The organism is Gordonia sp. NPDC003504 (assembly GCF_053587995.1).
Genome location: NZ_JBSFPC010000010.1, coordinates 17909 through 42762 on the forward strand (window position 1 = coordinate 17909; position 24854 = coordinate 42762).

Consider the following 24854-nt stretch of genomic DNA (forward strand, 5'->3'; position numbering starts at 1 on the left):
CCCTGGTCACATATGCACGGCGCCGCATGAAATCCCACAGGCAATTCCACCGATTCCCACATCAGTGTCTGCGTGTCGTCACAGCAACGCGTCGACGAACGCCTCCGGCTCGAAGGGGGCGAGATCGTCGGCCCCCTCACCGAGCCCGACCAGTTTGACCGGAACACCCAGTTCTTCCTGCACGTGAAAGACGATGCCGCCCTTGGCCGTACCGTCGAGCTTGGTCAACACGACGCCGGTGATGTCGACGACCTCCGCGAACACCCGGGCCTGGGTGAGCCCGTTCTGGCCGACAGTGGCGTCGAGAACGAGGAGAACCTCGTCGACCGGGGCCTTCTTCTCGACGACCCGCTTGACCTTGCCCAACTCGTCCATCAGGCCGGTCTTGGTATGCAGGCGCCCGGCGGTGTCGATCATCACCACGTCCACACCGGTGTCGATGCCCTTGGCCACCGCGTCGAAGGCCACCGAGGCCGGATCCGCCTGCTCCTTGCCACGAACGATGTCGGCGCCGACCCGCTCCCCCCAGGTCTGCAGCTGATCGGCGGCCGCGGCACGGAAGGTGTCCGCCGCACCGAGCAACACGCGCCGGCCGTCGGCGACCAGAACCCGCGACAGCTTGCCGGTGGTGGTGGTCTTTCCGGTGCCGTTGACGCCGACCACCAGCACCACGGCGGGACTACCGGCATGCGGCAGCGCCCGGACCGAACGATCCATCTCGGGATGAAGCTGCTCGACGAGGACACGTCGCAGCAGTGCCCGTGCATCGTCGGAGGTGCGGACCGGATTGGTCGCCAACTCGGTCCGCAGTCGTTCGACGACGGCGGTGGTCGACGCGGTACCGAGGTCGGCCATCACCAGCGTGTCCTCGATCTCCTCCCAGGAATCCTCGTCGAGGTCACCCGCGCCGAGCAGGCCGAGCATGCTCTTGCCGATGGCGCCCTGCGACCGCGACAGTCGCCCGCGCAGGCGGCCGAGGCGACCGGCGGTCGGCGCGATCTCCTCCCGCGGGGGCGCCACTTCGGCCGTGGAGGCATCCGTGGGAGCGGTGATCTCGGGTGCCGGAGCGCTGTCGGTGACCTCGGGAGCGGCGTCGGTGACTTCCGGAGCGCTGTCAACGACCTCCGGAGCGCTGTCAGTGACCTCGGGAGCGCTGTCAGTGACTTCCGGAGCGCTGTCAGTGACCTCGGGAGCGCTGTCAGTGACCTCCGGAGCGCTGTCAACGGTGTCGGGAGCGCTGTCAGTGACCTCCGGAGCGCTGTCAACGGTGTCGGTATCGGTGACCGTGTCGGTGTCGGTGTCGGGCAGCGTGATGTCGGTGATCTTGCGCTGCCCGGAGTCGCGTGGGACCGAGGCGTCGTCGCCGACGCCGGGCTGACCGTCGGTCTCGGTGCGTTCCACCAGCGGGCGCACCGGCTCGGGCGGGGGCGCCACGGTCGTCGTCCCACCCTGACTGAAACTGAACCCGGACCCGGCCTGGTAGCCGCCGGATCTGTCCACCTGGGGCTTGCTGCCGTCGATGACCTGCGTATCGGGCTTGTCGCTCAACGAGATCCGTCGCCGCCGGGCGAGGACGATTCCCGCGACGATCAGCGCGAGGATCACGACGACGGCGATGACGACGATGCCGATGATGAGTTGGGTGTCCACTGAGGGGTCCTGTCCTGTTCTCTACACGCTCGTTGGGTCCTGCTGATCCGACCCGGTCGCCGGGTCGGACGCGGCCGGATCGGACGCGGCGGCGACGGGGATCTCCACCCCGCGCAGCCGCTGCGAGATCACCGTGGTGATCCCGTCACCGCGCATGCTCACGCCGTACAGCGCGTCGGCGACCTGCATGGTCGGTTTCTGGTGGGTGATGACGATCAGCTGCGACCGCTCCCGCAACTGTTCGAACAGACTGATCAGTCGTCGCAGATTGGTGTCGTCGAGGGCGGCCTCGACCTCGTCCATGACGTAGAACGGCGACGGCCGGGCACGGAAGATCGCCACCAGCATCGCGACGGCGGTCAACGACTTCTCACCACCGGACAGCAGCGAGAGCCGCTTGACCTTCTTACCGGGCGGTCGCGCCTCCACCTCGACACCGGTGGTCAGCATGTCGCCGGGTTCGGTCAGCACCAGACGGCCCTCGCCGCCGGGGAACAGTGTCGAGAAGACCTGCGCGAACTCGCGTTCGACGTCGGCGTAGGCGTCGGTGAAGACCTGCAGGATGCGGGCGTCGACCTCCTCGACCACCGACAGCAGGTCCTTGCGGGCGGCCTTGACGTCCTCGAGTTGGGCGGAGAGAAAGTTGTAACGCTCCTCCAGCGCCGCAAACTCTTCCAGCGCAAGCGGATTCACCTTGCCGAGGGTGTTCAGATCCTTCTGCGCCTTCTTCGCCCGCGACTCCTGGGTGGCACGGTCGTACGGCATCGGGGCCGGGGCCACCACCTGATCACCACGGGCCTTGGCAGCCTCGTACTCACTCATCTCCAACGCCGACGGCGGCATCGGCACGTCGGGGCCGTATTCGGCAACGAGATCGTCCGGTGTCATCGCGAACGACTCCATCACCTGTTCTTCGAGCTGTTCGATGCGCAGCGATGCCTGGGCGCGGGCGACCTCGTCACGATGTACCGCGTCCTTGAGGGTGCTCAGTCGCTGCGACAGCAGATTCGCACGGCTCTTGAGCTCATCCAGCGCCACCGTTCGGGTGGCCCGGACCTGTTCGAGTTCGTCGCGACCGGCCTGGGCGTCGGCGACGGCACCCACGAGTCGGGTGGAAACCTCGGCGGCCGCGGCGGCAACGGCCGCGGCGACGGTGGCCGCCTGACGGCGCGCCTCGTTCTGCCGTCGGGCCCGTTCACGGGCGTCGCGTTCCCGCGCGGCCGCGCGACGCAGCGATTCCGCGCGCCCCCGCACCGAGGCCAACCGTTCCTCGGCGGTGCGCAGCCCCAGACGCGCCTCCATCTCGGCGGCGCGGGCCACCGCGACCGCCTCGGCGGCCGCCGAACGGTCAGGCGACTCGATGTCGGCGGGTTCGTCGGAACCCTCGTCGCGGGCCAGGGCCAGACGCTGTTCGAGTTCGTGCAGGGAGGTCAGGGTTTCGGCACGACCGGTCTCGACGAAGGTGCGTTGCCGGGTGAGGCGATCGGCGTCGGCCTCCGCGGCGCGGATCTCCTGCCCCAATCGCGCCAGGTGCTCATACGCGCCGCCGACCGCGCTGTCGGACTCGTGCAACGCGGCCAGGGCTTCCTCGGCCGCCTCCCGACGCTGCTGTTGTTCGGTGAGCGCACCCTGCAGGGCGGCACCGATCTCCTCGACGCGGCGTCGGGCCGTCGCCAACTGGGCGGTGGCGGCGTCGATCGCCGAGGTCACCTCCAAGGTCGACGGGCGATGCGAGGAACCACCCTCCAGCGACGCGCGGGTGATGCGATCACCCTCGCGGCTGACCGCGCGCACGCCGAGCGCCGTCGCCACATCGACGCCCCGGGCGGTCGTGTCCACCACGACGGTGTCGGCGAGCAGGTGATCGACCGCGCCCCGGATCGCGTCGTCGCAGGTCACCACGGACGCCGCCCACACCACCCCGTCGGGAAGAGAGTCGGTGCGGGGCGCCGCGGCTTCGGCGAGACCGCCGACGATCAGCGACGCCCGTCCCCCGTCGCCGCCCTTGAGCGCGTCGAGGGCTCGAAGCGCCGCCAGCGAGTCGACCGTCGCGATGGCATCGGCAGCCGAGCCGAGGGCTGCGGCGATGGCCGTTTCCCATCCGGAGGTGACCGTGATCAGCCCCGACATCGGTCCCAGCAGACCGTCGGTGGCGTGCTCGAGCAGCCACGCACCGCCGTCGCCACGTTCCAGTCCCACCGAGAGGGCCTCGATCCGCGCGGTCAGCGACGCGATGCGCTGTTCGGTCGCCCGCTCCTCGGTCTGCAGGGTGGCGACCCGTTCATTGGACAGGTTGAGCGCTGAGACACATCGCTCGTGATGCTCGTCGAGACCCTGTTCGGATGCCTCGAGTTCACCCAACGACTCGGCCACGGCGTCCTGCTGGGTCTGGGCCCGCTGGGCACGCTCGGTGGCCTCGGCGATCGAGGTGGTCATGCGGTCGATCTCGGCGTCGACCGATTCGGCCTTGGTGCGCAGACTCCCGACCTGACCCTCCAGGCGGGCCAGGCCCTCGCGACGATCGGCGACGGCGCGGACCGCGGCCAGGTGGGCGGCCTCGGCGGCACCGGCGGCACGTTCGGCATCGGCCAGGTCGTCGGCCGCTCCCTCGAGGACTTCCGCGGCGCTCTCGACCGCGTAGGTCATCTCGGCCTCGGTCTCGGCGGCCTCATCGGCCTGACGTTCGAGGTCGTCGGGGTCGGGTCCGCCCGTCTCGGCCGCCGGCTCGTCGAGGTAGCGGCTGCGTTCGGCGGCCACCCGGCCGGTCGCGCCCACCCGCTCGGCCAGCGCCGACAACGTGAACCACGCCTGACCGGCGGCTTCGGCGGCGGGCACGACCTGGGCGAGGTGCTCCTCGTGATCGGCGACGTCGGCGCTGACGGTGTCGAGTTCGGCCGACACCTCGTCCTGTTCGCCGCGGATCTGGTCCTCGACGGCGGTGTGTTCGGCCATCTCTTCGCGCCGGCTGACGAGGTCGTCGGCGGCCAGGCGCAGTCGCGCATCACGCAGGTCGGCCTGGATGGTCTGGGCGCGGCGGGCGACCTCGGCCTGCCGACCGAGCGGTTTGAGCTGCCGGCGCAGTTCGGCCGTCAGGTCGGAGAGCCGGTCCAGGTTGGCCTGCATGCCCTGCAGTTTGCGGACGGCCTTCTCTTTGCGTTTTCGATGTTTGAGGACGCCGGCGGCCTCCTCGATGAAGGCGCGACGGTCCTCGGGCCGGGATTCGAGGATCGTCGCGAGACGCCCCTGTCCGACGATGACGTGCATCTCCCGGCCGATACCCGAATCCGACAGCAACTCCTGTACATCCATCAGGCGACACGTACTGCCGTTGATCTCGTATTCGCCGGCACCGTCGCGGAACATCCGCCGGGTGATGGACACCTCGGAGTATTCGATCGGCAGGGCGCCGTCGGAGTTGTCGATGGTCAGGGTCACCTCGGCGCGGCCGAGGGGCGGGCGGCCCGAGGTGCCGGCGAAGATGACATCCTCCATCTTCCCGCCGCGCAGCGCCTTGGCGCCCTGCTCCCCCATCACCCAGGTCAGGGCGTCGACGACGTTCGATTTGCCCGAGCCGTTGGGGCCGACGACGCAGGTGATCCCGGGCTCGAAACGCAGGGTCGTCGCCGACGCGAAGGACTTGAAGCCCTTGAGGGTGAGCGACTTGAGGTGCACGACGGTACAGCCTACCCACCTGGAGATCGTCGGGCGGCCGACACCGCGACGGCGCAGCACTTGTCCACAATCGACCCCGCGTCCACACCCACGGACGGCATCGTCGAGGTGGCCCTACTTCTCGACGAACCCCGTCAGATCCCCGCGCGGCGGATCCAGTCGATCCACCACCAGATCAACCCGCCCGGGGGTCCGGTCCGAGCGCAACGCTTCCACCAGCGCGGACACCGACGAGCGTGGCCCCTCGGCAACCACCAGGACCCGGCCGTCGGGCTGGTTCGCGGCGTAGCCGACGAGGCCCAGCTCCAGGGCACGGGAACGGGTCCACCACCGGAATCCGACGCCCTGCACGTGCCCGTGGACGAACGCGGTCAGGCGGACGGTGGTTGCGGCATCGGACGCGTCGGTCATGACACGCTCATTCCGTGTCGATCCGCAGGTCGACGTCGGTGCCCGCCCGCAGGGTGCGTCCGACGGTGCAGACGGCGTCGATCGCACGCTCGACGACGACGAGAAGCCGTTGTGCCGCTTCGGGTTCCAGCTCCGAGAGGTCCACCTCGAGAACCTCGGAGAGCTTCGGGTACACCTCGTTCTCGCGGTCGGCGGCGCCGCCGACACGGATGGTGGCGTCGTAGTCATCGCCGAGGCGCCGCGACAGCGGGCGATCCGAGGACATGCCGGTGCATGCGGCGAGCGCGATCTTCAGCAACTCACCGGGGGTGAAGACGCCCTCGACATCCTCGGAACCGACGAGCACCTGCGCGCCACGTGAACTGTGCCCGGTGTAGCGACGCGTGCCGGTGCGTTGCACCCACAGTTCGGTGTGCGGCTGCGCCCCTCCGGCGGTGTCGGCGGTGCTCGACCCGGCCTGCGCGTTCTCCTGCTCAACGGTCATCGTGGTGACGGCTCCTTCGTGGCATCTGTCGTGTCGTGTGTGCTCATCATCGTGTGGCTCAACACCGTGTTTGCTCAACACCGTGGCGTTTCCGTGGCTTCCCGCTCGATAACTGTCTACGCCTCGCGCGGCCGTCGCTGGCATTGCGGGCAGGAGAACGAACTGCGGTTCATGAAGTGTTCGCGGCGCATCGTTCGGCCGCATCGTCGGCACGGCTGCCCTTCTCGCCCGTAGGCGTTCAGCGATCGCTCGAAGTAACCGGATTGACCGTTGACGTTGACGTAGAGGGTGTCGAACGACGTCCCACCCACGTCGAGTGCCTCCGACATCACCGCCGTCGCCGCATCGAGGAGTTCCCGTAGCCGTTTCGGGGCGAGGGTGTCGGTCAGTCGGGTGCCGTGCAGCCGGGCTCGCCACAGCGCTTCGTCGGCGTAGATGTTGCCCACCCCGGATATCAGGGACTGATCGAGCAGAGCCCGCTTGATCTCGGTGTGTTTGGCACGCATCGCCGCGACGACGGCCTCGCGGTCGAAGGCGGTCTCGAAGGGATCGGGTGCGATGTGGGCGATCGAGGCGGGCACCTGCCCGGCGCCGCCGAACGGATCGGGGACGTGATCATCGACGTGCCACCCACCGAAGGTGCGCTGATCGACGAATCGCAGTTCGTTGCCGTCGGCGAGCCGGGCCCGAATCCGCAGATGGGTGTGATCGGGCGCGCCCTCACGAGCGATGAGCATCTGGCCACTCATCCCCAGGTGCACCACCAGCGCGGCGTCATCGTCGGCGTCGGCGACGTCGAGCCAGAGGTACTTGCCGCGACGCCGTGCCGCGGTGACCGTCTTGCCGCGCAGACGTGAGCGAAGGTCGGGCGCGCCGCCGGCATGCCGCCGGACGGCCCGTTCGTGCATCACGTCGACATCGGTGATCCGCTGTCCCACAACGTGATCGGCAAGACCGAGGCGAACCGTCTCGACCTCGGGGAGTTCAGGCATCTGTGGGTGCGGGACTCACGAGGCGCCGGCCCGGTCCGACAACGCCTGCCAGGCGAGTGCCGCGGCCTTCTGCTCGGCCTCCTTCTTGGTGCGGCCGGTACCCTCGCCGATGTTCTCGCCGGCCACCACCGCAACGGCGGTGAACTCCTTGTTGTGGTCGGGTCCGGTCGAGGTGATCTGATACTGCGGGGGGCCATAGCCTCGTTCGGCGGTCAGTTCCTGCAGCGACGTCTTCCAGTCCAATCCGGCACCGAGATCGCCTGCGCGATCGATGATCTCGTCGAACAACCCCATGACGACGTTCTGCGAGATCGCCAGGCCGTGCTCGAGATACACGGCGCCGAAGAGGGATTCGAGGCCGTCGGCGAGGATCGAGTCCTTGTCGCGGCCACCGGTCAATTCCTCACCTCGACCCAGGAACAGGAAATGTCCGAGCCCGTCGGGTCCGAGCCCCCGCGCGACGTCGGCGAGCGCATGCATGTTGACGACACTGGCACGGATCTTGGCCAGCTCGCCCTCGGGGCGTTCGGGGAATCGTTTGTAGAGACATTCGGTGATCACCACGCCGAGCACCGAATCCCCGAGGAACTCCAGGCGCTCGTTGGTGGGTAGGCCGCCGTGTTCGTAGGCGTAGGAGCGGTGGGTCAGCGCCAACGTCAGCATCTCATCGGAGATCTCGACGCCGAGCGCACTCAGCAGCGGATCGAACGAGGGCGGTTGATTACCCCGTCGCTTACCGTCGGTCACTTCTCGCCCCGCACCTCGGCATCGGCGTCACCCTTGCCCTCTTCGTCGGATGGTTCACCCAGGGAGCCGAACTTGTCGGCCAGTCCCGCCCACCGCGGATCGATCACCTCGTGTCCGTGATCGGGTTCGGCGACGGCGAGCCGTATTCCGCAGACGCTGCACAGTCCCTGGCAGTCGTCGCGGCACAGCGGCGACATCGGCAGTTCCAGGGCGACGGCGTCGATGATCGACTGTTCGAGATCGATGCGGTCGTCGACGATCCGGTGCACCTCGTCGGCATCGGTGGTCTGTTCGGTCTCGCTGTCGGGGTAGGCGAACAGTTCGGTGAGGAACACCGTCACGGTGCCGTCGAGCGGTTCCAGACAGCGCGAGCACTGCCCCTCGGTCTCACCGGCGACGGTCCCGGTCACCAGGACGCCCTCACTCACCGATTCCAGGCGCAGATCGAGGTCGACGTCCGAGCCCGTCGGGATGGCGATCATCTCGACGCCAATGCGTTCGGGAGTCGCGACGGTGCGATGCACCTCGGTCATGGTGCCGGGGCGGCGTCCCAGGGAACGGATGTCGAGGACGAAAGGATCCCGAACTACTCCGTGTGAATCGGCGCCGGGAGTGGATGCATCCGGCGTCACTGCGTTGTCGGCCACACAAAAACCATACGCTCGGGTCAGAAATTCCTCGAATGACCACTGACCCGTGTCGGCATGGACGCCGGCCGGTCAGACCGCGAGGGGTGACACATCCTCGTCGGCCTCGGCGCGGGCCCGGCCCCGCGCGACGTCCTGATCGACGCTGCGGGGGTATTCGACGTAGTCGTGCATGCCCGCACCGGTGCGCAGCTGGTGACGGCCACGGTTGACCGAACGCAGGGTGTTGGTGAGGACCTCTTCGAACTGCGCGAGCTTCTCGTCGACGTAGACGTCGCAGTCGCCACGCAGGCGGTCGACCTCGGCGTGCGCGGCGTCGATGATCCGCTCGGCTTCGGACTTGGCCGCGGCCACCACCTCGGCCTCGGAGACCAGACGCTGCTGTTCGGCGATGCCGTCGGCGACCGACTTGTCGTAGATGTTGTTCGCGGAATCTATGGTGCGCTGCGCTTCGGCGCGGGCCCGGCCGGTGACGGCCTCGAACTCGCGGGATGCGCTGGCCGACATCCGACGCGCCTCTTCGGTGGCCTCGTCGACCAGGGACTTGCCGTGGTTGCTCGCCTCGTCGACCATGCGATCGGCCTGGGCCTTGGCCTCCGACAGGACGCGGTCGGCCTCGGCACGGGCGTGTGCGAGCACGGCCTCGGATTCCGAGTCGGCGCCGGTGATGACGGTGTCGGCGTGCGAGCGGGCCTCGTTGAGCATCGAGTCCCGGTTGTCGAGCACGTCCTGCGCGTCATCGAGCTCACCGGGGATCGAGTCCTTGATGTCGTCGAGGAGTTCGAGGACATCGCCTCGCGGCACCACGCAACCCGCCGTCATCGGCACGCTCCGCGCCTCCTCGACAATTGCCATGAGTTCGTCGAGTGCTTCGAATACCCGGTACACAGCCACCCCAATCCGGCATCTGCCATTGGTCTCTTGGTGAAACGTCTGTGGCCATTGTGCCGAATGAGATGGTTGTGACTCAGGAGGTGAATGGGGTCGGCGTGTCGGGATGGCACATCGACCCGCCATCCGGGGACCGCGCGCGATACCGCCGCCGAGCCAGGTCACCGCACCCGGCAGCCAGCCGAGACCCGCATTCGCCGGGCGGAGCGCCGGCAGCCGCGTTGAGCTCTGTCGAAACGACGTCCGTGTCCGCCGAGCCGAGCTTGTCCGCCGGGCCGAGCTCGTCGAGGTCGAGGTCGAGGTCGAGCCCGCATCCCGCAGGTCGAGCCCCTCATCCCACCGGCCGAACATCTTTGTCCCGCAAGTCGAGCCGCTAGCCCGCCGGTCGAGCCGGGCGGAGCGCTAGCGGAGCCCGTGTCGAGACCTCGCAAGCCGACTCTAAAAACTCCACCACCCCAACCACATTCACGCATCCACATCCTGTGGATAGAAAACAATTGCGATTGTCGTTGAGATCGGCTATAATAGAACACATACGCCACAACGGCCTTCTCGGGGGAGGTGACATCAGCATGACAGACACAACCGACACTCCCATGTCACGACCACTGCAGCTGATGCACCAACTCTCCGAAATCCTGGACGAGCTGGCGAAGACTCCGATGACCGCCTGCTCCGACCTCGAGGTGGTGGAGGCGGCGAAACTGTCCGAGCAGATCGCCATGCGTACTCACTTCCAAGGCGACCGCGCGATCCTGGAAATCTCTGATCGTGGTGTGCACCGCAAAGTCGGCAAAGTCAGCCTGTCGAATTTCCTGAACTACGATCTGCGGATCGCGCAACCCACCATGCGCATCGCGCATATGAAGGCCACCGCCCGATTCCACGGGCTGACCGGGCAACCCGAGGAACCGAAATACCCCACCCTCTCCAAGGCGTACGAGCAGGGCTTGATCGGTCACACCCACCTGTCCGCGGCGTTGGAAGCCCTGGACAAGATCCCGGGCGCGGTCCCGCACGACAAGAAGGTCGCCGCCGAAGCCACTTTGGGTGAGAAAGCCACCGAACATATTCCGTCGGACATCACCAAAATGGGCGCCCGGATCCTGGCGCACCTCGACCCCGACGGACAGTTGGTGGAGGAGAAAGAACGCCAACAGCGCCGCAACCTGTGGATCAACCAGAACCGGGTCGATGGGATGGCGAAACTCAACGGGCACCTGCCCCCGATCACCCGTGCCCTGTGGGACACCATGCTCGACGCCTGGGCCAAGCCCGGAATGAACAGTCTCAGCGATCCGGAATCGCCGACCGGTGCTATTGGTGACGCCGACCCCGACGTCCTCGCGGCCGCGGTCAAGCGTGACGACCGCAGCCAGGCGCAACGCAATCTTGATGCGATGCACATGTTGTTGGTGTCGGCGATGAAAGAAGGCGTCCTCGGCAAAACTCATCGAGGCCTGCCCGTGGCGTTGATCGCGAAAGCGTCCGTGACGGATCTGCTGGCCGGCGCCGGATATGCCACCACCGCTTCAGGTTCCACCATTCCTATTCCGGATTTGCTGACCGCGTTGGGTGAGGTCACCGACCCCACCGATGTGCAGCAGTTCCTGGCGGTGTTCTCCGACGCCATCGACCTGCCCCTGTATCTCGGGCGGTCCCGACGCCTGGCATCCACCGAGCAGCGGATCGCGTCGTTCTCCCGCACCGGCGGTGAAGTGTGCTCGTTCCCCGGCTGCGGACAACCCGCGTCGCGTTCGGAAATGCACCACGCCAAACAGGACTGGGCCAACGGCGGGAAAACCGACATCACCGACCTTGCGCCGGCATGCGGGCCGCACAACCGGATGGTCGGCCCCAACCCCGGGCAGTACACCACCGGCATCTGCGAAGACGGCCCCCTCGCCGGACGTTGCTGGTGGCAACTCAACGCCGAACCCGGGATGCCGGCAAACCCGAAGATCGTCAACGATCATCCCGACATCACCGCCCTCTACGAGGAGAAACTCGACCAGATCCGCGACCAGATCCACGGCGACACCGTCACCGATTGTGATGCCGGCGCAACCGAACCCGCAGACACCGAGCTGGGTGACGCCGACGTGGTCGACGCCGACACTGTCGATGCCGAAGCGGTTGATGTCGAAGTCGCCGACGCTGAAGCTGACGCGCAGGGTGAGGCCGAGTCGGTCGATACCCACATCGACGAACCGGCAGATTCTGACGCTGGCCACGACCACAAGGACGCGGCACCGACCGTCGAGACCGAAACGTCTTCCGATCGTGGTGTTTCGAAGGATCATCAGGCTCCGGCCGCCGACTCCTCGAGCATCGACGACAGCATCGATATCGCAGACAGCGTCGATCAGGATGACGATCACGATGCCAACATCTGCGATCAGCCAAAACCAGACGTCGACGAATACAATTCAGGCCCAGCCCAATCCGATCCGGTCGAGCCTCAACCACCCGACCAGCGGGACGGGCCCGACGCCGCAGGCGACGAGCACCCCGACAGACCTGGTGTCACCGACATCGGGGACATCGACCTGGTCATCTTCGACGGGGACGGTGTTCCGATCACCGACGATCCCGACGACCCTGCCACCGCTGCCGGGCTCGAACATGCCTCGCGCACCCGCATCAGCCTCCGCGACAAGACCACCGAAGAACAAGCACGCGAGCGCCGCATCCGTGATGGCGGCATCCGTACCAGCGATGCCGACCGGGAACGTCAGCTCGAGGAACTCGCCGCCATCGGCATGAACCCACGCAACAGCCGAATCGAACGAGTCCTGGCCGCCCGGCTCCACTACCGGCTCGACACCTCCTGAACCCACCCCGCGCCCACGGGCCCGAAGTGAGTCGCCTCCCTCGACATAGCAAGCCCCACTTACGGGCTCAGCGCTTGGCGTCGATCACCATCAGGGGATGCGAATGCCTCCGAACGTCAACGTGCGCCGAAGAACGAAGCCGAGTTCCTCGTACAGGCGGATCGCAGTGACATTGGCAGCCGCGGTGTGCAGGAATGGGATTTCGCCCCGGGCACGGATACCCGCGGCGACCGCGAGGACCAGCCGCGTCCCCAACCCCTGCCCCCGGAACGCCTCATCGGTACAGACGGCACTGATCTCCGTCCACCCCACCGGATGGAGACGTTCCCCGGCCATGGCGACCAGCTCTCCCCCACGCCGGATTCCGAGGTAGGTACCCAGCTCGATGGTCCGCGTCAGAAAGGGCCCCGGACGCGTGCGCCCAACCAACGCCAGCATCTCCGGCACGTCGGCGCGCGTCAACACCACCGCCTCGGCGTCTGCCGCGCCCCACACGTTCGTGCCGACCATCTGCACACCCGGGATATTCATCGACACCGCCCACCCGGGCGGGGGCGAGGGCAGATCGCCGGACACCGGCAGATCCGCGCCCGGCCCATAGAGTTCGGCCGCGTCGGCCCAATCCTGCGGAGTCGGGTCCTCGGGGAAATCGCCGAACACCGACACATCGCGGGGGTAGCGGAGCACCCGTCCGCGGCGCTCCGCGAAGTGCGCATGGGGGCCGGTCAGAGCCGAACGCACGGCGTGATCGAGCACCCCGACATCGGCACTGCCGACGGCCGAAACATCCGCTGCCCGGTCTGTTGTCATGTCCTTGTGTGTGGTCACCTCACCCGACTCCTTTCGCCCCCACCTCTCACGGCTCCGTTGGTCATAGTTGGTCGCCGCCGCAGTCAACTCCATTGTTGCCCCCGCACGGCTGTTACTCCGCGCGGCAGTTCACTCTCCGATGAGTCGTGCACCGAGGTGATCAGGAGTCCGAGCGGGGTAGTCCGGGCGGGTTGATCTGGGAGGCAGGCACTGCCTCGGCCGAGAGATTCCATGCGGCAATCCATTTCGCGTATACACCGGTCTCGATCAAGTGATTGATCGCCGCCGCGATCGGAGCGGCGAGCCCGGACCCCTTCTTGGTCGTGGCGGCGATCATGCCCTGCAGGCTCGCACCGGCACCGGAGTAGGTGCCCGCGATGCGGGTGGCCTTGGGAGTGTTCGCGGTCTGCCGGACGTGGTAAGAGATCGAGGGATTGGGCCCGAGATACGTGTCGATCTTGCCGGACGCCAGGGCGAGATTGGTGGCGTTCGAATCCGGGAAGTGGACGACGGTCAGCGTCTTCCCCTCCGAAGCCAAAGCATCACGCCACGCCAACAGGATGCGCTCCTGATTCGTTCCCGAATTCACCGCGACCGTCTTTCCCGCCAGCGTGTGATAGTCGCCGTCGAAGTTCCACGAACTCGACGCCGGCACTTCGAATGCCAGCTGGTCGCGACGGTACGACGCGAAATCGTACTTGTCCTTGCGTTCCTCGGTCACGGTGATGTTGGAGAATCCGACATCGACTCGCCCACTGTCGATTCCGACGAAGAGGTTCTCCCAGGTCGAGTTCTCGATCACCGGTTTCAGTCCGAACACCGATGCCACCAGCCGGCCCAGATCCGGCTCGGCACCGGTCAACGTGTGTTGGTCGGACCCGACAAAGGCCAACGGCGGGTATCCCGACGGGAGTGCGCCGATCCCGATGGACAATTCACCCGAGTCACGGACCTCCTGAGGAAGCTGACCGCGAATCGAATCCACCTGCGGCACAGACAGAGTGACTTCTTTGGCGGCTCCGTTCGAGACGGCACCGACCACCACCGAGCCGGGTGTGGCGGTGTCGTCGGCGGATGCCCCCGCGCACGCGCTGAGTGCGGTCGCGGCGATCACCCCGCCGACAGCGAGGGCGGCGACGCGCCGGACGAACGATCGATGTCGAGACATGACTACTCCTTCAGTGGGTGGGTGTGGGCGGGAACCGAGTGACTGCGGTGCCGGAACGCCGGCCTGGCCGACGGACTCCCGAGCGGCGATGAATCGTCTCCGGCCACGTGCGCCGGATGGTGTTACCGGGCGTGCGTCAGAGGACGCGGCGCAGGAAGTCCTGTGTCCGTGGGTGCGACGGATGATCGAGGACCTGGTCCGGCGTGCCCTGTTCGATGATCTCGCCGTGATCGATGAAGATCACCGAGTCGGCGACCTGACGCGCGAAGCCGATCTCATGGGTCACGATGAGCATCGTGGTACCAGTGGCCGCGAGATCAGCGATCACCGAGAGCACGTCGCCGACCAGTTCGGGGTCGAGTGCCGAGGTCGGCTCGTCGAACAGCAACACTCGCGGCTCGAGCGCAAGAGCACGCGCAATCGCCACACGTTGCTGCTGACCGCCGGACAGTTGCCGCGGATAGGCATCGGCCTTGTCGGACAACCCGACTCGGTCGAGGAGGTCACGGGCCCGCGCCACCGCTGCGGCACGCGACAACACTCCGCTCGCCGTGGGCGCCGCAGCAACGTTGTCCAGGGCGGTGAGATTGGCGAAGAGGTTGAAGTTCTGGAAGACGAAGCCGACGTCACGTCGCTGACGCAGGATGACCCGCTCCGGCAGCTCCTTGAGACGCCCACCCCCGACGCGGCGCACGCCGATCAACTCTCCCCCGATGCTCACATGTCCGGCGTCGAGGCGGTCGAGATGATTGATCGTACGCAGCAAGGTGGACTTTCCCGACCCGGACGGGCCGAGGATCGCCGCGACCCGACCGGGTTCGACCGTGAGATCGATTCCCTTCAGAACATGGAGGTTTCCGTACCAGCGATGGGCGTTGCGCACCTCGACCCGAGCACCGGCGCCGGTGACGCCAGCCAGGTCCGCGGCGTCGATGCCGACTCCCGATGCCGCGTTCATGATGTCCACCTCGATTGCCGGCTGAGTGTCGCCGCGGTCATCCGCAGTCGCTGCAGCGGTGTCGGCGGTAGGGTCCGAACCGCACCACGCGCGAAGTATCGCTCGACATAGAACTGTGCGACCGACACGATGCTGGTCAGGACGATGTACCAGACTGTCGCGACGAGGAGCAGCGGCACCACGTCGCCGGAGTAAGTGGAACTCTGGGTGGAGACGACCCCGAACAGATCCAGCAGCGACACGTAATAGACCAGCGACGTCGCCTTGATCAGACCGATCAGGAGGTTCACATAGGACGGGACGATGGTGCGCAACGCCTGAGGAAGGGTGATGCGGAGAAAGTGATAGTGGCGCGGCAATCCCAGTGCCGCGGCAGCGTCGTGCTGGCCGGCGTCCACCGACAGCACTCCGCCCCGCACGATCTCGGCGGCGAAGGCCGATTCGTGCAGGCTGATCCCGACGATCGCGATGATCAGCGGAGTCGCCAGATCGGCCTCGGAGAAGTGAAAGAACCCGGGCCCGAACGGAATTCCCAGACTCAGCGACTCATACAGCGCACCGAAGTTGTACAAGATCAGCAGCAGCACGATCAGCGGAATGGATCGGAACACCCACACGTAGATCCAACTGACCGCTGCCAGAACGGGACTCCGCGACAGGCGCATGAGGGCCAGGACGATACCCCCGAGCAACCCGAGAACCGCACTGTAGGCCGCCACCTCGAGGGTTACCCAGAGTCCCTCGATCACGACCGGACGAAAGAACCAGTACGCGAAGCGATCCCACTGGAAGAACGGGTTGGTGATCAGCCCGTGGACGATCTGCGCGGCGATCACGGCGACCACTGCCGTGAGCATCCACCGCCCCGGATGACGCAGCGGTATCACCGGATCACGCGACGGCGGCGCGGGTACATCGACCGGCACGGTCGGGTGATCATCGCGGGCCTGCGGCGATTCCGTCAGCGCCACCGAGCCCGCATCGCGGCCCCGAGATGCCGTCATCTCCGGCCCGCCGAACCCTGTGGTCTCGTCGACAACGACGTCGAACGGCATGACACATCCAGCAACATCAATACAACCTCTTCCGGCCACACGGTGGCCATCGCGCTTATCGGTCCGATACCGATCCGGTTGTCACCTGGAGCACCCCACCGCGACGCGAGGGTTGCCGGCCAGCAAGCCAGGGCTTGACGCTGACGCTCATCACCGTGGTCAGAACGCTACTGCGCGAGGATGTTTCGATGTCGGGTTTGCACCCGCGAGAGTTTTTCTCTGTGCAGAGGTGAAGATCTCGTGCCGAACGAGCGGCCGATCAGACCCGCCGCTCGCCCGCGATCTCGGCGAGGAGACGCTGATGGATATGGGCCGACAGGAACGGCGAGACGTCACCGCCCAGTTTCGCGACCTCTTTCACCAACGAACTCGACACATGCGCGTAGCGCGGATCGGTCAGCAGAAAGATCGTCTCGACGTCGGCCAGGTCGCGGTTCATCTGGGCCATCGGCAGTTCGTAATCGAAGTCGACCGCCGACCGCAGACCCTTCACGATCGAATGGATCGAGTTCTCCCGCAGGTAGTCCACCAGCAAGCCGGTCCACCGGTCCACCCGCACATTGGGCAGATCGGCACAGTCCTCGGCGATGAGTTCGAGGCGCTCGTCGACGGTGAACAGTCCCCGTTTGTTCGGATTCACCACGACGGTGACGACGAGTTCGTCGAAACACCTCGCGGCGCGCTCCACCACATAACGGTGCCCACGTGTGAAGGGATCGAAGGAGCCGGGGATCACCGCACTGGTCATGACCGTTGAACCTACCCGTCCCCTGCGGCCCACCGTCGCATGCCCACGTCGACGGCGGTGTCCCCGTACATCTTCGTCAGGATCACCTCGAGGTCCTCCGGCCAGCTCACCGACGTCCGCCGGGCACGTTCGAGAATGATCAATGCATCGGCGGACACCCACCGCTCACCGAGTCGCGCGAGGTCGTCCTCGATCTCAGCCGGGTCGATGGCATACGGCGGGTCGCTGAAGACGAGATCGAACGGCTGTGAGGGCGAGCCGGCCAGGAAGGTCGACACCGACGAGGTGACGACCTGCGCATCGGGGGCGAGGCCCAGCGCCGCGACGTTCGCCGTGATGACACCGCTCGCCTTGCGGCGTGCATCGACGAAGGTCGCCGTCGCTGCACCCCTCGACAGGGCCTCGATGCCGAGGGCACCCGATCCGGCGTACAGATCGAGGACGTGGGCGCCGTCGAGGTCGATGCGGGCGGCGAGCATGCTGAACAGTGCTTCTCGCACCCGGTCCGAGGTCGGTCGGGTGCCGTCGTCGGGGACCTTGAGTCGGCGTCCACCGAACCGGCCGGCAATGATGCGGGTCACCCCGCCATTGTGCCCCAGGGCCGCGCCGACGAAGGGGAGCCCAGCGCGCCCGTGCGACCCCGCTCTGCCGCCCTGCAGATCCCCCGATGTGACTGGCCTCACATGTGCCCGCTGAACTGGGAATTGGTGGGTCATTCCGTGACCGATTTCCGTCGGTGGGTGAATCCGACGACACACATTGTTAACGTCGGATCCGTCATGAGCCCGTCCCACATAAGAACGGCCCCATCCAACACACTCACTCTCGACTACCGCATTCCGACGGTGACCGACGGAACCCGGCTCTGGGAAATCGCCCGCGATTCCCGCGTCCTCGACGTCAACTCGAGTTACGCCTACGTACTGTGGTGCTCCGATTTCGCCGAGACGTCCATCGTTGCCGAAGTCGACGGCCGCGCAGTCGGATTCGTCACCGGCTACCGCCGACCGTCGGACCCGTCGACCCTGATGGTGTGGCAGGTCGCCGTCGACGACGACCATCGCGGCCACGGTATCGCCGCCGCGATGCTAAATCGCCTCTTCGATCGCACCGCAGAACGTGGCGTCGTCGCGATGCACACCACCATCAGCCCGGATAACGTTGCCTCCCAACGGCTTTTCGCGTCCGTGGCAGCGGCCCGCGGCCTTCGGTTCGACCGGCGGGATCTCTTCGCCGCGACGGACTTCCCCGACGCCCACGAGCCCGAGGATCTCTACCTCCTCGAACCCGAGGTCCCCGAACCCTGAGGCACCGCGGAACAGTGTGTTCCGACACCGTGTTCCGGCTGCGCGTCTCGCCGGCATGTCGTCGCCGACCGCGCCTGTGGCCCGACCACGCATGCCGCCCTGTTCCGGCTCCCGTCGACGCCCGAGTGCGGGTGGCCGTTCCGCCGCGCCCGCCACTGTTGTGCCGGCGCGCGTGAGCATTCCACGGGATATGACACTGCGTACGAAACAGCACGGCGTCGGATGTGACATGGCGTCAATGCCCACGATTTCACCTATCGGAGGTTTGTTCATGAGTATGTTCGATACAACTATTGACGATTCGGTCTTCACCCAGCACGAATCCGAGGTCCGCAGCTATTGCCGCAATTGGCCGACGGTATTCGGCCGGGCCCGCGGATCGTGGCTCACCAACACCGACGGCGATCGCTATCTGGATTTCTTCGCCGGCGCCGGATCGCTGAATTACGGTCACAACAATCCGGTCCTCAAGTCCGCACTCCTCGACTACATCAACGAGGACGGCATCACCCACGGACTCGACATGGCCACCGCGGCCAAGGGCCGGTTCCTGGAGACGTTCGCCGACAAGATCCTGACCCCGCGCGGTCTCGACTACAAGGTCCAGTTCCCCGGCCCCACCGGGACCAACGCCGTCGAAGCCGCCCTCAAGCTGGCCCGCAAGGTCACCGGCCGTGAGTCGATCGTCAGTTTCACCAACGCCTTCCACGGCATGACGCTGGGTTCCCTGTCGGTGACCGGCAACTCGATGAAGCGGGCCGGTGCGGGCATTCCGCTGGTGCACGCCACCCCGATGCCGTTCGACAACTACCTCGGCGGCGCCGTCGAGGACTTCAGCTGGTTCGAGCGGGTCCTCGACGACTCCGGCAGCGGCCTCAACCTGCCGGCCGCCGTCATCGTCGAGACCGTGCAGGGTGAGGGTGGCGTCAACGTCGCCCGTGCGGAGTGGCTGCGCGCCCTGGCAGACCTGTGTGCCCGCCGCGACATCCTGCTCATCGTCGACGACGTGCAGATGGGCTGCGGCCGCACCGGCGAGTTCTTCTCGTTCGAGGAGGCCGGGATCACCCCGGACATCGTCACGTTGTCGAAGTCGATCAGTGGATACGGCCTACCGTTGGCACTCACCCTGATCCGCCGTGACCTCGACGTGTGGTCACCCGGCGAACACAACGGCACCTTCCGCGGCAACAACCCGGCCTTCATCACCGCAACGCGGGCCATCGAGCACTACTGGTCCGACGACGCGCTGTCGCGTGACGTGCACATCAAGGGCCGCCAGATCGACGAGGTGCTCACCACCCTCGCGACCCGGCACGAGGGCGTGTCGACCCGCGGCCGGGGTATGGTTCGAGGACTCGTCTTCGACGAGCCCGCCAACGCCGGCAAGGTGTGCGCCACCGCCTTCGGCGCCGGACTGCTCACCGAGACCTCCGGACCGTCCGACGAGGTCGTCAAACTGCTCCCGCCCCTGACCATTTCGCCCGAGGATCTCGACCGCGGTCTGGGAATCCTCGCCGATGCCACCGAGGAGGTACTCGCATGATCGTCCGTACCACTGACGAGATCACCGGAACCGACCGAGATGTCGCCGACCCCAAGGGCAATTGGGTGTCCAAGCGCATCGTGCTCGGCGGAGACGGGGTCGGTTTCTCCTTCCACGAGACCACCATCAACGCCGGCAGCGTCAACGAGTTCCACTACGCCAACCACATCGAGGCGGTGTGGCTGGTGGAGGGCACCGGCACGCTCCTCGACCGCGAGACGGGGCAGACCTACCCGCTCGCCCCCGGCACGATGTATCTGCTCAACGGGCACGAGCGGCACACCGTCACCGCCGACACGCAGATGCGGATGCTGTGCGTGTTCAATCCGCCCGTGGTGGGCACCGAGGTGCACGACGAGAACGGGGTGTATCCCCTGGTCACAGTGCCCGAACAACCCGAGGGTCGGCACGCGGAGCCGGTCGAGGCCTGAGCCGCCCGGCCACCTCGACGCGTGCGCGCCGATACCCTGGATCACGTGCGCACCCGCCTACAGATCGGCTGGACCCCGGCCGAACAGACGCCGCTCGATCCGGATATCGACATCCGGATCGAGCGGCTTCGTGCGTTGACCGACGGTGCGCGGATCTGCGCGCTCACCGGGGCCGGCATCTCGACCGATTCCGGGATTCCCGACTATCGCAGTCCCGGCGCCCCGGTCCGCACGCCGATGACCGCGCAGATGTTCCGATCGTCGCCGCAGTTCCGGCAACACTACTGGGCCCGAAACCATCTCGGCTGGCGCCACATGGACGCCGCGCGTCCCAATGCGGCCCACCGGGCGCTCACCGATCTGCAGGCCGCGGGCCGGCTGACCGGGATCATCACCCAGAACGTCGACATGCTGCACACCAAGGCCGGCACGCGGCGCGTCATCGAACTGCACGGCTGTTACGGCCGGGTACGTTGCCTGCGCTGCGGCGCCATCACCTCGCGGCACCGGCTCGCCGAACGTCTGGAATCGCTGAATCCCGGTTTCGCCGACCGGGTTCTGGGTCGTGGCGCCATCGAGGTGGCCCCCGACGCCGACATGACCGTCGAGCACACCGGCGATTTCGTCGTCGCCGACTGCCCGCGCTGCGGCGGAATCCTCAAACCCGATATCGTGTACTTCGGTGAGAATGCGACGAAGAGTGCTGTGGCACAGTCATTCTCACTCGTCGATGACAGTGACGCCCTGTTGGTCGTGGGTTCTTCGCTCACCGTGATGAGCGGTCTGCGCTTCGCCCGGTATGCGCGACGCACCGGTAAGTTGCTGATCGTGGTGAACCGGGGCGCCACCCGCGCCGACGACATCGCCGACCTCAAGATCGACCACTACTGCGGCGTTGTCCTGCCCGCACTCGCCGCCGACTCCGCGGCGGCCGATCTCGACGCACCCTGACCCGGACCGAACGTCAGACGGTCACCAGATCGTCGGCGTGCACGACCGGCCGGGACAACTCCACCGGCAGTTCCGAGGTGGAGCGGCCCACCATGGCCGCGACGTCGTCGGCGTCATACGACGACACGCCACGCGCACACACCCGCCCCGACGTGCCGACGAGTTCGACGACGTCCCCGTCGGAGAAGCCGCCCCGCACCCCGACCACTCCGGCGGCCAGCAACGACCGGCGACGATGGGACACCGCGGCCACCGCACCGTCGTCGATGACGATCTGACCGTGCGCATCGGCGGCGTGCCGCACCCAGAATCGCCGCGCCGAGAGACGTTCGGGACGCGGCGCGAAGACGGTACCCACCGATGCCGAACTCAACGCCTGGGCGGCATCGGCCGCGGCGGCCAGCAGCACCGGGACGCCACCATCGGCGGCCAATCGCGCCGCCGCGAGCTTGGATGCCATCCCACCGGTGCCCAGCGCCCCGCCCGAACCGGCGATCACCCCGTCGAGATCGTCGGGCCCGTTGACCTCGGAGATGAATTGTGCGACATGGCCGTTCGGGCCGACCTTGCGCGGGTCACCGTCGTAGAGGCCGTCGACATCGGACAGCAGGACGAGGGCGTCGGCACCGGCGAGGTGGGCCACCAGCGCGGCGAGGCGGTCGTTGTCGCCGAAGCGGATCTCGTTGGTCGCCACCGTGTCGTTCTCGTTGACGATCGCCACCGCCCCCAGCGAACGCAGCCGGTCCAGTGTGCGTTGGGCATTCGCGTGGTGGGCGCGATTGGAGATGTCGGACGCGGTCAGCAGGACCTGTCCGACGGTACGCCCGTACCGGTGAAACGACGTGCCCCAGGCGTGCGCGAGAACCAGCTGGCCGACGCTGGCCGCGGCCTGCTTGGTGGCCAGATCGGTCGGCCGCTTCTTCAGGCCCAGCGGGGCGATACCGGCACCGATGGCACCCGAGGACACCACGATCACGTCCGAACCCGACCGCATCCGCGCTTCGAGAGCGTCGGCGAGTCGATCCAGACGCGCCGTGTCGAGTCCGGTGCCGAGGTCGGTCAGCGCCGACGAGCCGATCTTGACGACGATGCTGCGCGCATGGGTGATCGTGTCACGGACATCGCTCATGCCTGATCGCTCATTGCACTCTCGCCGCTCGTTCGTCGCCGTTCATTCGTCGCCGTTCATTCGTCGCTGTCGTCATCGTCGACGAGTCCGCGCCGCAGGCGTCGGGCCTGCTTGCGTTCGGCGGCGCCGATCCGCTCGGAACGGTCGAGTCGCACGTCGGTACCACGACCGGTGATCGGGACGTCCTCGCCCATCGGGGTGGACGGCTCCCAGTCGAAGGTCATGTCGCCGATCGTCACCGAGGCACCGGGTTCGGCCCCCAGACGGGTCAATTCGTCCTCGACGCCGAGGCGGTTGAGTCGGTCGGCGAGATAACCGACGGCCTCGTCGTTGTCGAACTGGGTCTGCGCGATCCAACGCTCGGGTCGGGTACCCCGCACGATGAAGCCGCCGGGGACGGACGGATCCGGCTCGACACTGAACTGCGCCTCGTCGATAGCCTTGGGCCGGATGACCGTTCGCCGGGCCACGGGCTTCGGATGGGCTTCGCGGTAGTCCGCAACCATCCGCGCCAGGGCATTGGTCAGTTCCCGCAGTCCCTGATGGGTCACCGCGGAGATCCGGAACACCGGCCAACCACGTTGCACCAGTTCGGGTTCCACCAGATCCGCCAGTTCCGCGGCATCCGGGACGTCGATCTTGTTGAGGATCACCACGCGCGGGCGTTCGGCGAGATCACCGAGTCCGTGGTCGGCGTCGAGGGCAGGACGGTAGGCCGCCAACTCCGCCTCGAGGGCATCGATGTCGGAGACCGGATCACGGCCGGGTTCCAGCGTCGCGCAATCGACGACGTGGGCCAGCACCGCGCACCGCTCGAGATGACGCAGGAACTCCAGGCCCAGTCCGCGTCCGGTGGACGCCCCGGGAATGAGGCCCGGGACGTCGGCGATGGTGAACACGTCGCCGGCCGACTGCACCACACCGAGATTCGGCGCCAGCGTGGTGAACGGATAGTCCGCGATCTTCGGCTTGGCGGCCGACAGCACCGACACCAGAGACGATTTACCCGCCGACGGGAAGCCGACGAGTCCGACGTCGGCGACCGACTTCAGTTCGAGGACGAGGTCGCGATGCTGTCCTTCTTCACCGAGCAACGCGAAACCCGGTGCCTTGCGGGCCTTCGAGGCCAACGACGCGTTGCCCAGGCCACCCCGGCCACCCTGAGCGGCCTCGAACGTCGTTCCCTCCCCGACCAGATCGGCCAGGATCGTCCCGTTGCCGTTGAGCACCACGGTCCCGTCGGGGACCGCCAGCACCAGGTCCTCGCCGGTCGCGCCGTCCCGGTTGTCACCCATGCCGGGCCGTCCGTTGCTCGCCTTGGCATGCGGGCGGAAATGGAAATCCAGGAGCGTGTGCACCTGCGGATCGACCACGAGGCGCACCGATCCCCCGTTGCCGCCGTTGCCGCCGTCCGGTCCGCCCAGGGGCTTGAACTTCTCCCGATGCACCGACGAACAACCGTGTCCGCCGTTGCCGGCGGCGACGTGAATGGTCACCCGGTCGACGAACCGCGACATGAGGACTTCCTTCCGTTGACGAACTCCCCTACCGGGACGGACGTCTCAAACAAACAGCCATGCCATCGGCACAACCCACAAACGACAACAGAGCGGGCCGGGTGCGTATGCCCCTGCCCGCCCTGTCGAAAAGAGCTCTGGTGGTTCTGGTGAACCGCTCGGTCAGGCCTGAGCGGTTTCCGGAACGATGTTCACGGTCTTGCGGCCGCGCTTGGTGCCGAACTCGACCGCACCCGCCGCGAGGGCGAACAGGGTGTCATCGCCACCGCGTCCGACGTTGACGCCGGGGTGGAACTTGGTGCCGCGCTGGCGGATCAGGATCTCGCCCGCGCTGACCTGCTGACCACCGAAGCGCTTCACGCCGAGGCGCTGGGCGTTGGAATCACGACCGTTGCGCGAGCTGGACGCGCCCTTCTTATGTGCCATTGTCTCGTCCTCCTGGCTTACTTGATACCGGTGACCTTGAGGACCGTCAGCTTCTGACGGTGTCCCTGGCGCTTGTGGTAGCCGGTCTTGTTCTTGAACTTGTGGATACGGATCTTCGGGCCCTTGACGTGCTCGACGACCTCGCCGGTGACGGAGATCTTGGCGAGCTTGTCGGCGTCGGTGGTCAGCGTCGAACCGTCGACGACCAGTGCCACCGGCAGGCTGACGGTGCTGCCCGGCTCGCTGTCGATCTTCTCGACCTTCACAATGTCGCCCTCAGCGACCTTGTACTGCTTACCGCCGGTCTTGACGATCGCGTACGTTGCCATCGAAGCTGTCCTCTTGTTCATCATCTCGGGCCGTGTCAGGCGTTCGCGTGCCACGGAGTGTGTGGGTGTGTGCGTCCGGTGCGGGCCGTGCGAGACCCCGCACAGCGGTGGGGATTCGCTCAGATCGCTCCGAAGGGCCTGCCGGGAAGGATCT

At 66.9% G+C, this 24854-nt stretch carries 23 protein-coding genes and 1 riboswitch; of the genes, 5 read left to right on the plus strand and 18 right to left on the minus strand.

The genetic code is table 11. The features are described 5' to 3' along the window. Positions 1–78: 78 nt before the first annotated feature. The 8 genes from ftsY to ACWDPV_RS17700 form a co-directional block, all read right to left on the minus strand. Positions 79–1650, minus strand: a complete 1572-nt coding sequence (ftsY, locus tag ACWDPV_RS17665; RefSeq protein ID WP_449744035.1) for a signal recognition particle-docking protein FtsY — start codon at positions 1648–1650, stop codon at positions 79–81. Between the two features lie 21 nt (positions 1651–1671). Next, positions 1672–5322 (minus strand): chromosome segregation protein SMC, encoded by a 3651-nt coding sequence (gene smc / locus ACWDPV_RS17670; protein WP_449744036.1) that lies wholly within the window; start codon positions 5320–5322, stop codon positions 1672–1674. A 114-nt stretch (positions 5323–5436) separates the two neighbouring features. After that, positions 5437–5733: an acylphosphatase gene (locus tag ACWDPV_RS17675; RefSeq protein WP_348803385.1), complete on the minus strand. Its 297-nt coding sequence runs from the start codon at positions 5731–5733 to the stop codon at positions 5437–5439. A gap of 7 nt (positions 5734–5740) precedes the next feature. Further along, positions 5741–6217 carry an OsmC family protein gene (locus ACWDPV_RS17680; protein WP_348803384.1) on the minus strand — a complete coding sequence of 159 codons (477 nt, stop codon included), beginning with the start codon at positions 6215–6217 and terminating at the stop codon, positions 5741–5743. 116 nt (positions 6218–6333) lie between these two features. Continuing rightward, positions 6334–7209 (minus strand): bifunctional DNA-formamidopyrimidine glycosylase/DNA-(apurinic or apyrimidinic site) lyase, encoded by an 876-nt coding sequence (mutM, locus tag ACWDPV_RS17685; RefSeq protein ID WP_348803383.1) that lies wholly within the window; start codon positions 7207–7209, stop codon positions 6334–6336. A gap of 15 nt (positions 7210–7224) precedes the next feature. Next, a complete protein-coding gene (gene rnc / locus ACWDPV_RS17690) occupies positions 7225–7956 on the minus strand; it encodes a ribonuclease III (RefSeq protein WP_348808176.1) in 732 nt (243 codons plus the stop codon). Further along, positions 7953–8603, minus strand: a complete 651-nt coding sequence (locus ACWDPV_RS17695) for a YceD family protein (protein ID WP_449744037.1) — start codon at positions 8601–8603, stop codon at positions 7953–7955. Before ACWDPV_RS17695 ends, rnc begins: the two co-directional genes overlap by 4 nt. A 72-nt stretch (positions 8604–8675) precedes the next feature. Beyond that, complete coding sequence (locus tag ACWDPV_RS17700; RefSeq protein WP_348803381.1) at positions 8676–9491, minus strand: DivIVA domain-containing protein; 816 nt, start codon at positions 9489–9491, stop codon at positions 8676–8678. 575 nt (positions 9492–10066) lie between these two features. Here ACWDPV_RS17700 and ACWDPV_RS17705 point away from each other — a divergent pair. After that, on the plus strand, positions 10067–12328 hold the full coding sequence (locus ACWDPV_RS17705; RefSeq protein ID WP_449744038.1) for a DUF222 domain-containing protein: 2262 nt from the start codon (positions 10067–10069) through the stop codon (positions 12326–12328). Positions 12329–12418: 90 nt separating this feature from the next. On the opposite strand, the gene ACWDPV_RS17710 is transcribed toward ACWDPV_RS17705, so the two are convergent. From ACWDPV_RS17710 to rsmD, 6 genes are all read right to left on the minus strand, one after another. Further along, positions 12419–13138 carry a GNAT family N-acetyltransferase gene (locus ACWDPV_RS17710; protein WP_348803901.1) on the minus strand — a complete coding sequence of 240 codons (720 nt, stop codon included), beginning with the start codon at positions 13136–13138 and terminating at the stop codon, positions 12419–12421. 160 nt (positions 13139–13298) lie between these two features. After that, a complete protein-coding gene (locus ACWDPV_RS17715) occupies positions 13299–14306 on the minus strand; it encodes an ABC transporter substrate-binding protein (protein ID WP_348803378.1) in 1008 nt (335 codons plus the stop codon). A gap of 136 nt (positions 14307–14442) precedes the next feature. Continuing rightward, on the minus strand, positions 14443–15264 hold the full coding sequence (locus ACWDPV_RS17720; RefSeq protein WP_348803377.1) for an amino acid ABC transporter ATP-binding protein: 822 nt from the start codon (positions 15262–15264) through the stop codon (positions 14443–14445). Continuing rightward, complete coding sequence (locus ACWDPV_RS17725) at positions 15261–16319, minus strand: amino acid ABC transporter permease (RefSeq protein WP_348803376.1); 1059 nt, start codon at positions 16317–16319, stop codon at positions 15261–15263. Before ACWDPV_RS17725 ends, ACWDPV_RS17720 begins: the two co-directional genes overlap by 4 nt. A gap of 46 nt (positions 16320–16365) precedes the next feature. Beyond that, positions 16366–16474: riboswitch (SAM riboswitch) on the minus strand. 104 nt (positions 16475–16578) lie between these two features. Beyond that, a complete protein-coding gene (coaD, locus tag ACWDPV_RS17730) occupies positions 16579–17067 on the minus strand; it encodes a pantetheine-phosphate adenylyltransferase (protein ID WP_348803375.1) in 489 nt (162 codons plus the stop codon). An 11-nt stretch (positions 17068–17078) separates the two neighbouring features. Next, positions 17079–17648, minus strand: coding sequence for a 16S rRNA (guanine(966)-N(2))-methyltransferase RsmD (gene rsmD, locus ACWDPV_RS17735; RefSeq protein WP_348803374.1), 570 nt, complete (start codon positions 17646–17648; stop codon positions 17079–17081). 198 nt (positions 17649–17846) lie between these two features. Between rsmD and ectA the strand changes: the two genes are divergently transcribed. The 4 genes from ectA (at position 17847) to ACWDPV_RS17755 (ending at position 21299) form a co-directional block, all read left to right on the plus strand. Beyond that, a complete protein-coding gene (ectA, locus tag ACWDPV_RS17740; RefSeq protein ID WP_449744039.1) occupies positions 17847–18374 on the plus strand; it encodes a diaminobutyrate acetyltransferase in 528 nt (175 codons plus the stop codon). A 271-nt stretch (positions 18375–18645) separates the two neighbouring features. Further along, positions 18646–19917 carry a diaminobutyrate--2-oxoglutarate transaminase gene (gene ectB, locus ACWDPV_RS17745; RefSeq protein WP_348803371.1) on the plus strand — a complete coding sequence of 424 codons (1272 nt, stop codon included), beginning with the start codon at positions 18646–18648 and terminating at the stop codon, positions 19915–19917. Continuing rightward, the gene (locus tag ACWDPV_RS17750; RefSeq protein ID WP_348803369.1) at positions 19914–20348 is read left to right on the plus strand and encodes an ectoine synthase; all 435 of its coding nucleotides are present in this window, start codon (positions 19914–19916) and stop codon (positions 20346–20348) included. Before ectB ends, ACWDPV_RS17750 begins: the two co-directional genes overlap by 4 nt. 45 nt (positions 20349–20393) lie before the next feature. Then, positions 20394–21299: a Sir2 family NAD-dependent protein deacetylase gene (locus tag ACWDPV_RS17755; protein ID WP_348803368.1), complete on the plus strand. Its 906-nt coding sequence runs from the start codon at positions 20394–20396 to the stop codon at positions 21297–21299. Between the two features lie 13 nt (positions 21300–21312). Here the strand turns inward: ACWDPV_RS17755 and proB are convergent, their stop codons facing one another. The 4 genes from proB to rplU all read right to left on the minus strand — a co-directional run bounded on the left by proB (position 21313) and on the right by rplU (position 24700). Next, the gene (proB, locus tag ACWDPV_RS17760; RefSeq protein WP_449744040.1) at positions 21313–22428 is read right to left on the minus strand and encodes a glutamate 5-kinase; all 1116 of its coding nucleotides are present in this window, start codon (positions 22426–22428) and stop codon (positions 21313–21315) included. A gap of 56 nt (positions 22429–22484) precedes the next feature. Further along, positions 22485–23945 (minus strand): GTPase ObgE, encoded by a 1461-nt coding sequence (obgE, locus tag ACWDPV_RS17765; RefSeq protein ID WP_449744041.1) that lies wholly within the window; start codon positions 23943–23945, stop codon positions 22485–22487. A 162-nt stretch (positions 23946–24107) separates the two neighbouring features. Beyond that, entirely contained in the window at positions 24108–24371 is a 264-nt protein-coding gene (gene rpmA / locus ACWDPV_RS17770; protein WP_208790864.1) for a 50S ribosomal protein L27, read from the minus strand. 17 nt (positions 24372–24388) lie between these two features. Beyond that, on the minus strand, positions 24389–24700 hold the full coding sequence (gene rplU, locus ACWDPV_RS17775; RefSeq protein ID WP_348803364.1) for a 50S ribosomal protein L21: 312 nt from the start codon (positions 24698–24700) through the stop codon (positions 24389–24391). Positions 24701–24854: the final 154 nt, after the last annotated feature.

Bases quoted from the DNA above. Each gene is read 5' to 3' on its own strand.
- ACWDPV_RS17675 (WP_348803385.1), bottom strand. From the start codon at position 5,733: ATGACCGACGCGTCCGATGCCGCAACCACCGTCCGCCTGACCGCGTTC.
- ACWDPV_RS17680 (WP_348803384.1), bottom strand. From the start codon at position 6,217: ATGACCGTTGAGCAGGAGAACGCGCAGGCCGGGTCGAGCACCGCCGAC.
- mutM (WP_348803383.1), bottom strand. From the start codon at position 7,209: ATGCCTGAACTCCCCGAGGTCGAGACGGTTCGCCTCGGTCTTGCCGAT.
- ACWDPV_RS17705 (WP_449744038.1), top strand. From the start codon at position 10,067: ATGACAGACACAACCGACACTCCCATGTCACGACCACTGCAGCTGATG.
- ACWDPV_RS17710 (WP_348803901.1), bottom strand. From the start codon at position 13,138: ATGACAACAGACCGGGCAGCGGATGTTTCGGCCGTCGGCAGTGCCGAT.
- ACWDPV_RS17715 (WP_348803378.1), bottom strand. From the start codon at position 14,306: ATGTCTCGACATCGATCGTTCGTCCGGCGCGTCGCCGCCCTCGCTGTC.
- ACWDPV_RS17720 (WP_348803377.1), bottom strand. From the start codon at position 15,264: ATGAACGCGGCATCGGGAGTCGGCATCGACGCCGCGGACCTGGCTGGC.
- ACWDPV_RS17725 (WP_348803376.1), bottom strand. From the start codon at position 16,319: ATGCCGTTCGACGTCGTTGTCGACGAGACCACAGGGTTCGGCGGGCCG.
- coaD (WP_348803375.1), bottom strand. From the start codon at position 17,067: ATGACCAGTGCGGTGATCCCCGGCTCCTTCGATCCCTTCACACGTGGG.
- ectA (WP_449744039.1), top strand. From the start codon at position 17,847: ATGAGCCCGTCCCACATAAGAACGGCCCCATCCAACACACTCACTCTC.
- ectB (WP_348803371.1), top strand. From the start codon at position 18,646: ATGAGTATGTTCGATACAACTATTGACGATTCGGTCTTCACCCAGCAC.
- ACWDPV_RS17750 (WP_348803369.1), top strand. From the start codon at position 19,914: ATGATCGTCCGTACCACTGACGAGATCACCGGAACCGACCGAGATGTC.
- proB (WP_449744040.1), bottom strand. From the start codon at position 22,428: ATGAGCGATGTCCGTGACACGATCACCCATGCGCGCAGCATCGTCGTC.
- obgE (WP_449744041.1), bottom strand. From the start codon at position 23,945: ATGTCGCGGTTCGTCGACCGGGTGACCATTCACGTCGCCGCCGGCAAC.
- rpmA (WP_208790864.1), bottom strand. From the start codon at position 24,371: ATGGCACATAAGAAGGGCGCGTCCAGCTCGCGCAACGGTCGTGATTCC.
- rplU (WP_348803364.1), bottom strand. From the start codon at position 24,700: ATGGCAACGTACGCGATCGTCAAGACCGGCGGTAAGCAGTACAAGGTC.